12 protein-coding genes and 1 tRNA gene are annotated in these 14,150 nt (G+C 68.0%); 8 read left to right on the top strand and 5 right to left on the bottom strand.

From position 1 onward, the window contains the following. Positions 1-231 precede the first annotated feature (231 nt). Positions 232-1,044, top strand: coding sequence for a DUF2442 domain-containing protein (locus OXU32_01665; protein ID MDE0072677.1), 813 nt, complete (start codon positions 232-234; stop codon positions 1,042-1,044). A 441-nt stretch (positions 1,045-1,485) separates the two neighbouring features. On the opposite strand, the gene OXU32_01660 is transcribed toward OXU32_01665, so the two are convergent. The 5 genes from OXU32_01660 to OXU32_01640 form a co-directional block, all read right to left on the bottom strand. Then, positions 1,486-2,205, bottom strand: a complete 720-nt coding sequence (locus OXU32_01660) for an integrase core domain-containing protein (protein ID MDE0072676.1) — start codon at positions 2,203-2,205, stop codon at positions 1,486-1,488. A gap of 10 nt (positions 2,206-2,215) precedes the next feature. Further along, a complete protein-coding gene (locus tag OXU32_01655) occupies positions 2,216-2,728 on the bottom strand; it encodes a helix-turn-helix domain-containing protein (protein MDE0072675.1) in 513 nt (170 codons plus the stop codon). 423 nt (positions 2,729-3,151) lie between these two features. Further along, entirely contained in the window at positions 3,152-4,804 is a 1,653-nt protein-coding gene (locus tag OXU32_01650) for an ankyrin repeat domain-containing protein (GenBank protein ID MDE0072674.1), read from the bottom strand. 115 nt (positions 4,805-4,919) lie between these two features. Next, complete coding sequence (locus OXU32_01645) at positions 4,920-5,237, bottom strand: transcriptional regulator (GenBank protein ID MDE0072673.1); 318 nt, start codon at positions 5,235-5,237, stop codon at positions 4,920-4,922. Continuing rightward, the gene (locus tag OXU32_01640) at positions 5,230-5,799 is read right to left on the bottom strand and encodes a hypothetical protein (protein ID MDE0072672.1); all 570 of its coding nucleotides are present in this window, start codon (positions 5,797-5,799) and stop codon (positions 5,230-5,232) included. Before OXU32_01640 ends, OXU32_01645 begins: the two co-directional genes overlap by 8 nt. A 375-nt stretch (positions 5,800-6,174) precedes the next feature. Here OXU32_01640 and OXU32_01635 point away from each other — a divergent pair. From OXU32_01635 to OXU32_01605, 7 genes are all read left to right on the top strand, one after another. Beyond that, positions 6,175-6,249: transfer RNA gene (locus tag OXU32_01635), tRNA-Val, on the top strand. A gap of 118 nt (positions 6,250-6,367) precedes the next feature. Next, positions 6,368-6,664: an HU family DNA-binding protein gene (locus OXU32_01630; GenBank protein MDE0072671.1), complete on the top strand. Its 297-nt coding sequence runs from the start codon at positions 6,368-6,370 to the stop codon at positions 6,662-6,664. A gap of 176 nt (positions 6,665-6,840) precedes the next feature. After that, positions 6,841-8,406: a polysulfide reductase NrfD gene (nrfD, locus tag OXU32_01625; protein MDE0072670.1), complete on the top strand. Its 1,566-nt coding sequence runs from the start codon at positions 6,841-6,843 to the stop codon at positions 8,404-8,406. A 40-nt stretch (positions 8,407-8,446) separates the two neighbouring features. Continuing rightward, the gene (locus OXU32_01620) at positions 8,447-11,377 is read left to right on the top strand and encodes a molybdopterin-dependent oxidoreductase (protein MDE0072669.1); all 2,931 of its coding nucleotides are present in this window, start codon (positions 8,447-8,449) and stop codon (positions 11,375-11,377) included. Between the two features lie 6 nt (positions 11,378-11,383). Further along, the gene (locus OXU32_01615) at positions 11,384-12,256 is read left to right on the top strand and encodes a molecular chaperone TorD family protein (protein ID MDE0072668.1); all 873 of its coding nucleotides are present in this window, start codon (positions 11,384-11,386) and stop codon (positions 12,254-12,256) included. Positions 12,257-12,379: 123 nt separating this feature from the next. Beyond that, the gene (locus tag OXU32_01610; protein ID MDE0072667.1) at positions 12,380-13,471 is read left to right on the top strand and encodes a DUF4097 family beta strand repeat-containing protein; all 1,092 of its coding nucleotides are present in this window, start codon (positions 12,380-12,382) and stop codon (positions 13,469-13,471) included. 82 nt (positions 13,472-13,553) lie between these two features. Continuing rightward, on the top strand, positions 13,554-13,976 hold the full coding sequence (locus tag OXU32_01605; protein MDE0072666.1) for a thioesterase family protein: 423 nt from the start codon (positions 13,554-13,556) through the stop codon (positions 13,974-13,976). Positions 13,977-14,150 lie beyond the last annotated feature (174 nt).

Raw genomic sequence — 14,150 nt, 5'->3', positions numbered from 1 at the left:
ACGCACGAGCTGGCGACGCGTGGGAAATCCGCGTGTATTTCCTGCAGGAGCCCCCGGAACACAAGGTGAAGTTCGCCGTGAGGCACGTTCCCGCCCGGATGGTGAAGCAAATCCTGCACTTGGCTGCCACGCATCGCGCGGAGTTGCTGCAAGAATGGGAGCGGAGTCAGGCCGATGAGTGAAGAAAGACCATTCAGCCACGTTGCCTTCTACGGGACGGTGCAGGATTGCTTGCCGGACGCCGAGTTGCGCTGTTTGGCGCGACAGCTCTCTACCAACACGTGCACCGGGCCGGAGCCGACCCTGGTCGTGGCTCGGGCAAGTGAGCTGATGCGACCGGACCGGGTCACGCTACCGGACTGGGTGAATACGGAGACACGCTATCTGGTCGTGCTGGACGTGCCGGAGCAGACCGTGCTTCGTCTCGCCTCGACGCTTCGACTTCACAAGCCGGATCGGCGGCTGCAGGTGTGCCGGGACCCGACGGTTGTTAAGCGCCTTGTCATCGCGCTCAACAGGCCGTCCCCGTGGGAGGGCATCCTTGACGCATACGTCCTCGATGACTTTCTGGTGGTGGTCCTCGGGGACATGAGCGTACGGGAGTTTCCGCTCGACAGGCTTCCCCGGGTCAGGCGGCTTGAGCCAGCAGTGGTCGACCGGTTCGTGATCGATTCAGCCGGTTCCTACCTGCATTGGCCCGACCTGGATGTCCATATGGGTCCTTCTCAGATGCTGCAGGCCGTAGATCCCATGTATCTGTCCGACGTGGAAATCCGTCGATACCAGATGGAGAACGTGTCGCAGGTCCTCCTTGACATGAGAAATGATCGGCAACTGAAGCAGACGGATATCCCGGGGTTGTCAGGGCGGCACGTCCGCCGATTGGAAAAGGAAGCAGCACGCCTCACCGTTGACGCAGCCACCAAGTTCGCGAGTGCGTTCGGCATGACGCTGTCCGGGTTCCTGGACGAACTGAGCGAGCGAATAACGGCTCTGCGGGAGCGTACAGAGACAAGTCGGCCGCTCGAGCGGGTGCTGGCCTGAGCGTTCGATCTCGAAAAGCCCAACACCTCTCAGCTGAGACGACAGCGGCTTCCTATGGTACCCTGTCAAACCGAAGAAGCGTGACCCTGGGTTCGATCGCCGCCGAGTTGAGCACCTTCTGGGAAAAGCCGGGTGCCACCAGGATGCCTCGCATCTTGTCTGCGGGTACACCGCTCGACTCCAGGTTCCCCATGTAGGACGTGAGCTGGGTATAGTCCCCCGGCGTTCGTCGCGATCCAGCGTCCGCCCGTACCACCACTCCCTTGGATCGTCGCTGTTGACGATCACGTCGAACGCGCCAAGGATGTGGGCACGTGTCACCGCTGGTGTACTGGGCAGCGCTCCGAGCACTTTAATGAAGTCCGAGTCGCTGACTGTCGCCGACCGGTGAGGTGGCTATGTACCGGTCCCGGTTTTCTGGACAAGTGGACGGCCTAAACATCAGGCCGCCTTCCGGCTGAGCTTCTCGCGGGCACGGGCCGGGGTCATGTACCCGTGCCGCTGGAGGAGCCAGCCGTTGTTGTAGCGCTCGATGAAGGCCCCGATCACCGCTCTGGCCTCCTCGAGGGTTTCGAAGTCGTGCAGATGGATGCACTCCTCCTTGAGGGTGCGGATGAAGCGCTCCGCGACGCCGTTGCACTCGGGCTCACCCACGTAGGCCGGTGTGGAGCGGATGCCGAGCCACTTGATCTCGGCCTGGAACTGCCTGGCCCTGTACTGCGAGCCCCAGTCGTGGCGCAGACCGAGACCCAGGGCGATCGCCTTGCCGAAGCCGCCCATGTGGCCCCGCACCCCCTGGCGGACCGGCTCCAGCGCCGCCCAGCGGTCGCCCTTCTTCGCGACGTGCCAGCCGACGACGTCCGAGGTGCAGTGGTCGACGGCCGCGAAGAACCAGCACCAGCCCTCCGCCTTCGTCCAGAACCGCGACGCGTCCGTGCCCCAGAGTTCGTCCGGCCTTCCGGTCCGGATCCGGCCGCTGTGGGTCCGGTCCCCTCGGGGATGGCCCCGCCGCACCGGCGCCAGCAACCCGTGCTCCCGCATCAGCCTGAGCACACGGTTCTTGCCGACCCGGATCTCCCTGGCCGCAAGGCGCGCCTTCACCTTCCGGTGGCCCTCGCCGAGGAACGGACTCGGCTTCAGCACCGTCCGGATCTCTTCCACCAGCTCCTCGTCACTCAGTGCCGTCTTCGGCCCGCGCTTTCCGGGCTCCCGGCGATCGGACTCCGGAGGTCGCCCCCGCAAACGCGTACACGCTCGAACGCGCCACCCGCCAGGTCTCACACACCATCGTCAGCGGGTAGGGGCGGTTCGTCGCCGGACTCACCCGTCCAAGCGCCTCAAGAGCTTCCTCAGCTCGTCCCCGTACCCCCTTTTTTCGAGAAGCTCCGCCTGCAACTCGACCCGCATCGTCATCTCCCCCAGCTTCGCCCGGGTCCGCATCAGCTCGACGCCGTGGCCGGTTCTTCTTCTTCAGCCCCTGCTGGCCCCCCTCCAGGAACTCCCGCCGCCATCGCTCCAGCTCCGGGGGCGCTACGCGAATCTCCCGGCTCACCTCGCCGATGTCCTCCCCCCGCAGCAGCCTCAAGACCACCTCGACCTTCCGCTGCGCGCTCCACCGCTTGGGGAGGCCGGCCGGCCTCCCCAAGCGGCCCGCGCCGTCCTGCTCGTCCGTCCTCCGAGACATCCCGTGCCTCCTCTCCCTTGGACCCCGGATGGGTTGCCAATCTACTGTCCAGAGAAATCGGGGGCACTATAGCTACAGCAAGTTCAACGGCCGCTAGTCATCGGCCACGGGTGCTCAAGTTCGAAACGAGGTGTATCAGGGCGAGCGACACCAGGATCTACGTGCAACGATCCTTAGGCCATCAACGGCGTTGCTTTGGCTCGAGGATGCGAGTCGATTTCACAGGCAGAGAGCGCCGAACTGCCGGGCTACACGTCCCGTCGTCGGACTCCATCCGTCGGCCAAACCGTCGACTGCGCAACACGGAGGTTCCTACGCTGCCGTTCATGTACTCGGAATCAAGGAAGCCGGCCCTCCGATCCCTGCCAGCACCGCCACCACATCCGATAACCCCGGCGCTCGCTCGCGAGGAAACGGGCCGGCCTAGCGACACGCCTCCGCGAGCATCGAGACGATCTGTTCGTCGCCAGCGCCATGAGCGCGTGCACCCGGGGTCGCCGGGGGAAGATCGCGGGGGAGCGCGGGATCGGCCCCCACGGCGAGCAGAAACCGCACCATGTCCCGATGGCCCTTGCGGGCCGCCCAGGCGAGCGGCGTGCCGTGGTACTGGTCGTCGAGGGCGTTGATGTTGCCGCCGTGCTCGAGCATCAGGCGCGCGTTGGGAACATCGCCGCGTCCGGCATAGTGGTGGAGCGCGGTTTTGCCCTGCCAGTCGGGACGATTGGGGTCGAAACCTGCGGCGAGGAGGTGCTCAAGGACCGGTCGGGAGGTGACGCTGACATTCGGATCCCCCCGGCGTAGCGAGCCACCGTGGAGGCGCCGCGCCGTGTCCGGGTCGGCCGAGAGCAGGAGTTCGGGCAGCGCCAGATCGTTGCGGGCGAGGGCCTCTTCGGCAAACTCGCGTGTGCGTGCCACGGGTGCGCGGGTGTTGATCGCGTCGGCCAGGTCGCCCGCGGTCATGGACCAGATCGGTGTGGTCGCACCGTAGTCGCGGAGAAGGCGCTCGATCGTGGTCGTCGCGTCGCCCGCCCGGGCCACCGTGATGCCCAGACAGCTGTTGGACGAGTCGGGGGCGGAATTGGGATCGGCCCCATGGTCGAGCAGCACCTCCACCATGGCGGTGTCGCCCCGTGCACACGCCATCCACAGCGCGTGCCCGTCGGGGGCGAGTTCTTCCGGTTGGCTCGGATCGGCGCCATGGTCGAGTAACAGGCCCACGACGTGGAGATGGCCGGCGCGTGCGGCGTAGGTGAGTGGGTTGCGCCGTCCCGAGTCGAGGGAGCGGGCGCGCGCGGGATTCTCCTCCAGCAGGGCACGGACCCGCTGCAGGTTGCCCGTGGCGCACCCCGTGGACAGGTCGAAGGTCGCGCCGACCGCCACGAGGGCACCTAGCACGTCGGTCGCGCCAGGGTGCGCGACGCCCTTCAGTTCGCGCCACACCCGGAATTCGTAGTCTCCGTTGTAGAGGAGCTGTAACGGGGTTTGCCCGTCGCTGCGGCGGGCGTTCGGGTCCGCGCCCTGGTCGACCAGATGCCGCAACAGGCCGGGCTGGCGGGTCATGACTGCCCAGTGCACCGCGTTGTTGCCCTGGAGGTCGGCCGCAGCGGCCAGGCACGGTCTGTGGCGCAGCGCCTCCTCCACCCGCTGTTCGTCGCGCGCCACCATGGCATCCAGCAGATTGGCGAAGCGGGGATGGTAGCCGAAGCGGGCGCGGGCTTCGGCCTCCAGAATGCTGCGGACTTCCTCAAATCCCATCGCATGGGCGCGTCGCACCAATTTTTTCCATCCCGAGTCCATGAAGCGGACGCGGCCCGGTTCGGCGCCCGCCTCCAGCAGCCCGCGCACCACCGCTGGCCGGTTGGCGTAGGCGGCGAAGTGAATCGGCTGGGTGTACCAGTGCTGCGCGTGGACGAGGGCGGGATCGTGAGCGATCAGTTTCCGTACCCGATCCAGGTCACCGTCCCGGCACGCCTGGAAGAAGGTCCATGCCTCCTCGCCGTCGACCGGGTCGACATCGTGGATGTACCGGCCCGTCATCGCCGGCGGGCGGGTGCGGGGCGGGCGAGGGTCGGTCACCAGCCCCTGCGCGCCGCACGAAGAGCCGGGTTTCTTCCGGGGAGAAGCGGGCGTTCCTCCGTCCCCTCAACCGTCTTGAAGCGTGGCAACATCGAGCGTTGGCCCTCCATGCCTATCACCCTGCAGAGCGCGTCGGCGGGCTTTCGCCTTCGGCCGGGGGCTCGGAAGCGATAATGGCCTGCAGCTGCTCGACGTGTCGCACGAGCGCGGTACGGCCTACCTCAGTGAGCCGGTAGCGGGTCTGCGGGCGACGGCGCACGAAACGCTTGCGCTCAGTGACGTAGCCGCCGTCAATCAGCTTGGCCAAGTGGGCGCTCAGGTTGCCGTTGGTGGTCCTAACCGATCGCTGAAGTTGGGTGAAGGTAGCCCACTCCACCGACACCAGCTCCGCGATGACCGCCAGACGCACGCGGGAGAGCAGGAGTTCATACATCGGCACGCCTGCTCCACAACACGACGCCGGGAACCACGAGCCCGGCCAGCCAGCCGAGCGCAAGTGTGCCGGAGAACCAGAGCGGAACGAAACCTGCGATGACGGACGCAGCAAGCAGCGCGACTCCACCCAGCATCAAGGGCCGGCTCGCCTGAATGCCTACGACGAGTAGCGCGATACTGCAGCTACCGGTCCAGAACAACGACATCGCCCTTGCAGGGATCACCGTGCCTTGGGCGGTCACGTTCAGGAGCAGCGCCACGCCGAGGGCCACGCCGAAGGTGATTCCCACCTGGGAGTCGACCTGCGTCTCGCGCTCCGCGCCGTGACGATCTGAGGCCCAGACGGTGACACCGATGGCGAGCATCATCAGGGCAACATGAAAGGACGCGTCGGGCGGCACGGCGAAGCCCATCTCTCGGCCCTGATGAACCCCGTTGATGATGGCCGCGCACAGGCCCCACGTGACGAGAATCAGTGGTGGGAGGTGCAGCGTCCGATCCGCCGCATGAAGAATCCTGTCGACTACGGCCAGATCGTCGTGTGCGGTGGTCTTGTTCATGTCGGGAATAGGCTCCTTGTTGAAATGTGATTTGTAAAACAGACTAATTGACGTACAAGTGTAATCTGCAAAAGTCGCACGGTCAAGCATCAGATCTGCGGGTGGTCCGAGCCCGGTCTCGCCGGACAGCAGGCGGGCGGGCGTCTGTTCGGGGAGCATTACCGCCCGACGGGGCAGGAGCCCGCGTTACATGGTTGCCAACCGAGGTGCGTGGCTCCCGGGCGAAGGCGTAGCGCGGCTGGCACTGCTGACGGCTGCCGGTCGACGAAGGTCCGCCCGGACAGGTTTTCGAGGAGCGTCGGAGGGGTCGTCAGGAGCCAGTCTTGACGAACACAATTGGCGGACATGCTGTACCCAGATACTGTAAGTTCACCGGGGCGCTTAGCTCAGTCGGTTCAGAGCGCCTGCCTTACAAGCAGGAGGTCGGCGGTTCGAATCCGTCAGCGCCCATGGCCGGGATCATCCCCGCGAGGTTCCGCAAACGCTCCATTCCGTGTATCCTGTCCTGTCCTTCCGTCGGATGGGGCAGTCCGGCGGTGTCGGGTGCACCCACAACGCAGGAGATGTAATGAACAAGAAGGAAATGGCGGCCGCTCTCGCGCAGCAGGCCAACCTCTCCCAGGCGAAGGCAGCGGACGTGCTCAACTGCATCTTCGACACAAGCGGCGGATCGGGCATCATCGCCGGCGAACTCGACGCGGGTGGCAAGGTGACGCTCCCCGGGTTCGGCAGCTTCGGGGTCAAGTCGCGCGCCGCGCGCACCGGGACCAACCCGGCCACCGGCCAAAAGATCACCATCGCGGCGAAGAAGTACGCGTATTTCAAGCCCGGCAAGCCGTTGCGGGACCGGGTAGCAGGGGGATAGATCCTCGGATGTAGCTGTACGCAGCACGGAGAGCATTCCGGCGCGCCCGGACGTGGCTGGATGGCAGTGCCCGCGATTCCGGCCGACCCATGCCCAGGTGGCCTGATCGATATCCCGCTGGCGCGCCGGATGCTCTCTCCGAATCCTCAACCCTCAGGACCCTGGTCGACCGAAACGTGAATCCCTCCGCCCCCTCGCCGGTCGAAACTGCGGGCGAGCCGCGCGCGCACGACGAGACGGCGGGCAGGGCGGCGCGCTGGGCCAAGGTCATCGACCACTCCCGGTGCATCGGCTGTCATGCCTGCACCACCGCATGCAAGTCGGAGAACGAAGTTCCGCTGGGGGTTACACGCACGTACGTCAAGTACGTCGATGCCGGCCACTTCCCGCGCATCCGCCGCGCGTTCCAGGTTACCCGGTGCAACCAGTGCGAGGATGCGCCGTGCGTAACGGCCTGTCCCACCTCGGCCATGTACCGCCGGTCCGACGGGATCGTGGACTTCGACAAGGAGGCGTGCATCGGCTGCAAGGCCTGCATCGCCGCCTGTCCCTACGATGCCATCTTCATCAACCCCGAGGATCATTCCGCGGAGAAGTGCAACTTCTGCGCGCACCGCCTCGACATCGGTCTCGAACCGGCGTGCGTGGTGGTGTGCCCCACGGAAGCGATCCTGGTGGGGGATCTCAACGATCCGCTGGCCAAGGTGACCCGGATGGTGCACGAGGACGCCCTCACGGTCCGGCGCCCGGAGAAGGAGACCCGCCCGAAGCTCTTCTACAAGGACGCGCGCCAGGCGACTCTGGACCCGCTGGCGGCGGCGCGGCCCGAGGGGGGTCTCTTCATGTGGAGCGAGCAGGGGAGCGGCGCCGACCAGGTGACCTCGGGCCACCCCGGGCCGGGCAACTCGTCCGCCGCCGCGATCCTGAGCTACGACGTGCCCCACAGCGCTCCCTGGGACGCGCGCGTCAGCCTCTACACCTGGACCAAGTCGATCGCGGCCGGAGCGTATCTGGCGCCCCTGCTGCTCATCCTCTTCGGGGCGCTCTCGTGGACGGACCCGCTCTGGCTCTTCGGCGCGCCGCTGCTGGCGATGGCCTTTCTGGCTGTCACCACGGGCCTTCTGATCTGGGATCTGGAGCATCCCTGGCGCTTTCACTACATCCTCCTGCGTCCCCAGTGGCGAAGTTGGCTGGTGCGGGGAGGATTCGTGCTGGCGGGTTTCGGGGCCGTGCTGGCAGGCCACCTGGGCGCGGCCTGGGCGGGAGCCTCCGGTGTCGTTCGCGTGCTGGCGCTGGCCGGAGTCCCGCTGGCCGCGATGACGGCGGTGTACACGGCCTACCTGTTCGCCCAGGCGAAGGCCCGCGACCTGTGGCAGAATCCGCTGCTGCCGCCCCACTTCCTGGTGCAGGCGCTGCTCGCGGGCGCGGCCGCGGTCCATCCCCTGGCGGCTCCCGGCGTGCGTCCGCTGCTGGCCGGAGGTTTCGCGGCCCTCACCGCCGCCCACCTCCTTCTGGTCCTGGGCGAGATCACCATCACGCACGGCACCGCCCACGCGCACCTGGCCGTCCGCGAGCTGACCCGGGGACGCTTCGCCGCGTGGTTCCGGGCAGGCATCCTCCTCAGCGCAATCGGACTCGCCGCCCCCTGGATCGGGCTGCCCGCCCTCCTCGCCGGGCTCCTGGGACTGCTGGCCTACGAGCACGCCTACGTGCAGGCAGGACAGGCCGTACCCCTGGCTTGAGGGATCGCGCGATGAAGCACGGCGACCACGGGATCGAGCCATGAAGAACGGCGGCCAGGCGGACCTGAAGCGCCTGAACGAGCGGGTGTCCGCCGCCCGCCGGGAGGCGGAAGAGCGCGGTGAGAGCTTCTATCCGGGGCCCAGCCGCGTGCACCTGGCCTCGTTTCCGCCGAAGGAGCGCTGGGACGACTGGGTGGAACTGGATTCGCGCGCGTGGCCCCGGCGGGTCGAGAAGCGCTACATGCTGGTGCCGACCACCTGCTTCAACTGCGAGTCCGCGTGCGGGCTGCTGGCCTACGTGGACCGCGACACGCTCGAGGTGCGCAAGTTCGAGGGCAACCCCGAGCACCCGGGATCGCGTGGCCGCAACTGCGCCAAGGGCCCGGCGACCGCCAACCAGGTCACCGATCCGGACCGGATCCTCTATCCCCTGAAGCGCGCCGGCGAGCGCGGCTCCGGGCAGTGGACGCGGGTGAGCTGGGACGAGGCCCTGGACGACATCGCCGGACGCATTCGCCGGGCGCTCGAGGAAGGGCGGCAGAAGGAGATCATGTATCATGTGGGCCGCCCCGGAGAGGACGGTTTCACCGAGCGCATGCTGGCGGCGTGGGGCGTGGACGGCCACAACTCGCACACCAACATCTGCTCGTCCGGCGCGCGGGCCGGCTACCACCTCTGGATGGGGATGGACCGCCCGAGCCCCGACCACGCGCACGCGCGCGTCATCCTGCTCGTGTCGAGCCACCTGGAGACCGGGCACTACTTCAATCCACACGCCCAGCGCATCATCGACGCCAAGGCCAGCGGGGCGAAGCTCGTGGTTCTCGACACCCGCCTCTCCAACACCGCCACCCACGCCGACCACTGGCTGTCCCCCTATCCGGGCTCGGAGGCGGCCATCTTCCTGTCCATCGCCCGCTGGCTGGTCGCGAACCGGCTCCACGACCGCGACTTCGTGCGCCGCTGGTGGAACTGGCGGGAGTTCATGGCCGAGGCGCACCCCGATCTTCCGCCCGACTTCGAGCGATTCGAGGAGAAGCTCGAGGAGATGTACGCCGAGTACACCTTCGAGTACGCGGCGCGCGAGTCCGGGGTGGAGGCGGATACCATCGAAGCTGTGGCCCGCATCGTGGCCGGGGCCGGCACCCGGCTCTCGACGCACAACTGGCGCAGCGCGGCAGCGGGCAACCTCGGCGGCTGGCAAGTGGCGCGCACCCTCTTCCTGCTCAACGCGCTGATGGGCGCGGTGGCCACCGAGGGGGGCACCCATCCCAACTCGTGGAACAAGTTCGTGCCGCGTCCCATCCATCTCCCCCCGCATCCCGAGCACTGGAACGAGCTCACCTGGCCCGCCGAGTATCCGCTTGCGCTGATGGAGATGTCCTTCCTCCTGCCGCATCTCCTGAAGAGGAGCGGCGATTTCCTCGATGTCTACTTCACGCGCGTGTACAACCCCGTCTGGACCAATCCGGACGGCTTCTCGTGGATTGAGATGCTCACCGACACGGAGCGGGTCGGCCTGCACGTCGCCCTGACGCCGACCTGGAACGAGACCGCGCATTTCGCCGACTACGTGCTCCCCATGGGGCTCGGCTCCGAGCGCCACGACGTGCACTCCTACGAGCAGTACGCGGGTCAGTGGGTGGGCTTCCGCCAGCCCGTGCTGCGCGCCGCGCGCGAGCGCCTGGGCGAGACCGTCTCCGATACCCGCGAGACCAACCCGGGCGAGGTGTGGGAAGAGAACGAGTTCTGGATCGATCTCACCTGGCGCGTCGATCCCGACGGTGACCTCGGCATTCGCTCGTTCTTCGAATCGCGCGCGCGCCCGGGGACGAAGCTCGGCGTCGACGAATACTACGGATGGATGTTCGAGAACTCCGTTCCGGGACTGCCCGACGCGGCCGCCCGGGAAGGCGTCACGCCTCTCGAATACATGCGCCGCTACGGGGCGTTCGAGGTGGCCTCGAGGACGGGCGCGCTGCACGAGGAGCCGGTCCCCGGCGCCGAACTCGACGATGTCCGGATCGACGCGGACGGCCGCGCCTTCACCCGCGCGCCCAAGCCCGACTCCCCCAACGTGGTGCCGCTGCCCGTGGTGGACGGGGACGCCGACGGGCGCCGCCGCGCCGGAGTCGAGGTGGATGGCCGCATCGTCAGAGGTTTCCCCACGCCCTCCGGACGGCTGGAGTTCTGGTCGGGCACCCTCGCGGAGTGGGGCTGGCCCGAGCTGGCCACTCCCGGATACACGCGCAGCCACATCCACCGCGAGAACCTGGAAGAGGGGCAGATGGTGCTCATCTCCACCTTCCGGGTTCCGATCCAGATCCACACTCGCAGCGCCAACGCCAAGTGGCTCGACGAGATCGCCCACACTAACCCGCTCTGGATCCACCCGCGCGACGCGGGCGGGATGGACGTCCGCACCGGCGACCTGGTGCGGGTGGAGACCGAGATCGGTCACTTCGTGGTGCGCGCCTGGGTCACCGAGGGGATTCGTCCCGGAGTGGTCGCGTGCAGCCACCACATGGGCCGCTGGAAGGTGACGGACCACGGCCAGAACCAGGCCATGGCCACCGTCGACCTGGAACGCGGCGAGGAGGGCTGGTCGCTCAGGCGGCGCAAGGGCGGAGGGCCCTACGAGTCGGCGGATGCCGACACCAGCCGCATCTGGTGGACCGACGTGGGGGTGCATCAGAACCTGACCTTCCCCGTGCATCCCGACCCGATTTCCGGATCGCACTGCTGGCACCAGGCGGTGCGCGTGAGCGCGGCACGCCCGGGGGACGCGTACGGCGACATCTCCGTGCACGCCGGTCTCTCCGGCCGGGTCTTCCGCAAATGGCTCGAGCAAACGCGCCCGGCCGGGAGCGTTTCTCCCGACGGCACCCGCCGCCCCTACTGGCTGCTCAGGCCGGTGCGTCCCACGCGCGAGGCGTACCAGCTGCCCGCGGACGATCCTGCGGCAGGTTAGCACCTCGTGGAGGTCATCCGCGCGCTGGCGACGCTGGCCGAGCCTCCGCACCCCGCCATCGCACCCATCGCCCGCGCCCTCGATCTGCCCGGACTCCCGCGGCCGGCCGACCACACCGAGCTCTTTCTCTTCCAGCTGTATCCGTTCGCCTCGTTCCACGTCGGCGCGGACGGGATGCTGGGTGGTGAGGCCGCCGACCGGGTGGCGGGCTTCTGGCGCGCGCTGGGCAGGGAAGTACCCGGCGAGCCGGATCACCTGAGCGCGCTGCTGGGCCTGTATGCGGGGCTTGCGGACGCCGAAGCGCGGGAGTCTGCCGGAGCGGGCCGGATTCTGCGCCGCGAGAGCCGCAAGGCGCTCCTCTGGGAGCATCTGCTCTCCTGGCTGCCGCCCTACCTGCACGCCGTAGGCGAGATCGCCCACCCCTTCTATCGGCAATGGGCCGAACTCCTGGGCGCCGCCCTTCTCTCCGAGGCTGCGGAACTCGGCGCGCCGGATCGACTGCCCCTGCACCTGCGCGAGGCGCCGCCCCTGGAGGATCCGCGCATAACCGGAGGAGAGGCCTTCCTCAGCCAGCTGACCGCGCCCGTGCGCACCGGCATGCTCCTGACGCGCGCGGACCTGGCGCGCTGCGCCGGCGAGGTGGGGCTCGGGCGACGCGCCGGGGAGCGCCGCTTCGTGCTGAAGGCGCTACTCTCCTCGAGTCCCGGGGACACGCTCGATTGGCTCGGCTTGGAGGCCGCCCGCTGGCGCGGAGTGCACGAGGGCTACCGCGCGGAGGCCGAAGCCGTTTCCCGCTTCTGGACGTCCAGGGCGGACGCCGCCCACCGTCTCCTGGTCGAGCTGGCGCGCGAAGCCGGGGGGACGCTCGCGGACGACTGAGTCACTGCGCGCCTTCGCCGCTGTCGCCCGCCGCCCCGCCCGGGATCTCCGCGCTCGACACTTCGCGCTTGCTCGTCCCGTATGGGCGCCATCCAAGCCGACCCGGACCCACGGAGGACATCGATGACGGAAACAGCCGGACACACCTGGAACAGAAAGCTCATCTGGGCCGGAGGGGCGGTGGCCGCGGCCGCGGTCGCCCTGTCGGCGATGGACGGTACCGCAGTCCAGGCGTCGCAACAGGAATACCGCATTGCAGGCAGCCATGTCGCCGTATACAACCTGGCGGGCGAGGTGAGCGTCGTCCCGGCAACCGGCAACGACGTAGTCGTCACCGTGAATGCGCGGGGCGCGGACGCGGAGACCCTGACCGTCGAGTCAGGCGAGATTCGAGGCGTGCAGACCCTGCGTGTCCGCTATCCCTCCGACCGCGTCGTCTACAGCGACATGGGCGGGAACTCCCGAACCCAGGTCCGAGTCCGCGGCGACGGGACCTTCGGCCACGGCGGATTCTCGCGCGGCGAGCGCGTGGACATCCGGAGTTCGGGCAGCGGGCTCGAGGCCTGGGCCGACCTCACCATCGCGGTGCCCCCCGGCCAGCGCTTCTCGCTGTACCTTGGCGCGGGCGCAACGGAGGCGCGCGATGTCGCAGGGGATCTCGAACTCGATACCCAGTCGGGTTCGATCGAATCCGCGGGCACCTCCGGGAGCCTGAGCATCGATACCGGATCGGGATCGGTTCGGGTGGCGCGCGCGAACGGAGACCTCGACGTCGATACCGGCTCGGGACAGGTCACGCTGGATGGCGTGGCCGGCGAGCGCGTGCTCGTCGACACCGGCTCGGGAAGTGTGCACGCGTCGGACATTCGTTCGGAATCGGTGGAGGTGGACACCGGGTCGGGTCGCATTACCTTGCTGGCCGTGGAGGCGCCGGACATCATGTTGGACACCGGCAGCGGCAGCGTGGAAGTGGACCTGGTCGCCGACGTCGAGCGGCTGGAAGTGGACACCGGGTCGGGCGGCGTGACGCTGCGCGTCCCGGGCGATCTGGGCGCGCGCATGGAAGTGGACACGGGCAGTGGCTCGATCGATGTGGAGGTCCCGATCGATGAAAGCACGCGGCGGCGCTCCTATCTGCGCGGCACCATCGGTGACGGCCGGGGCAGCATCGTGGTCGACACGGGTTCGGGGTCCATCCGCGTCCTTGGCCGCTGACATCCCGGCAACTTCCCCGGCCCGGAAGGTTGCCGGGCCGGGGATGTTCGCGTCCGCGGTCCGTCGGAGGCGCTGACGGCGGGTGTTTCGCTTCCAGCACCCGGTTCAGGTCCGGTTCCAGGACATCGACGTGGGCGGCCACGCCCATCACTCGAGGGCGCTCTCCTACTTCGAGGAGGCGCGGGCCGCCTACTGGCGGGAGATTGCGGGGCGCCGCACGCCGGAAGATGTGGACTACATCCTCGCCGAGGCCCGCATCCGATATCACGCGCGGGTGCTCTACCCCGACCGCCTCAACGTGGGCGCGCGAGTATCCGTTCTCGGCAAGAAGCACTTCGTCATGGAATACGAGGTGCGATCGGGCGAGGGAGGGCTGCTGGTTTCGGGCAGCACCGTGCAGGTGATGTACGACTATGGCGCCGGGGCGAGCCAGCGGATTCCGCCCGAACTCGCCGAACGCATCCGCGCCCATGAGGGGCCGCTTCCCGCCCGGCGGGGATCCTGACGCGCCCGCCCGGGTTACAGGAAAAATCGAACACCGTGCCGGCGGGGCTCCGATGGCCAATCCGGTTCGCTCTTGACGCGCTGCGTGTCAACGCCCCCTTTGTATTTCGGGGTCGGTTGACCGTCTCCCGCGCGCGGGTATAGTTTGCATAGCTTTCCGGGTAACCTTGGCGGA

This window comes from Gammaproteobacteria bacterium, from assembly GCA_028819075.1.
Taxonomy (GTDB): domain Bacteria; phylum Gemmatimonadota; class Gemmatimonadetes; order Longimicrobiales; family Gaopeijiaceae; genus BD2-11.
The sequence above is the reverse complement of the archived record's forward strand: the minus strand, read 5'-3'. Positions and strand labels throughout refer to the sequence as shown.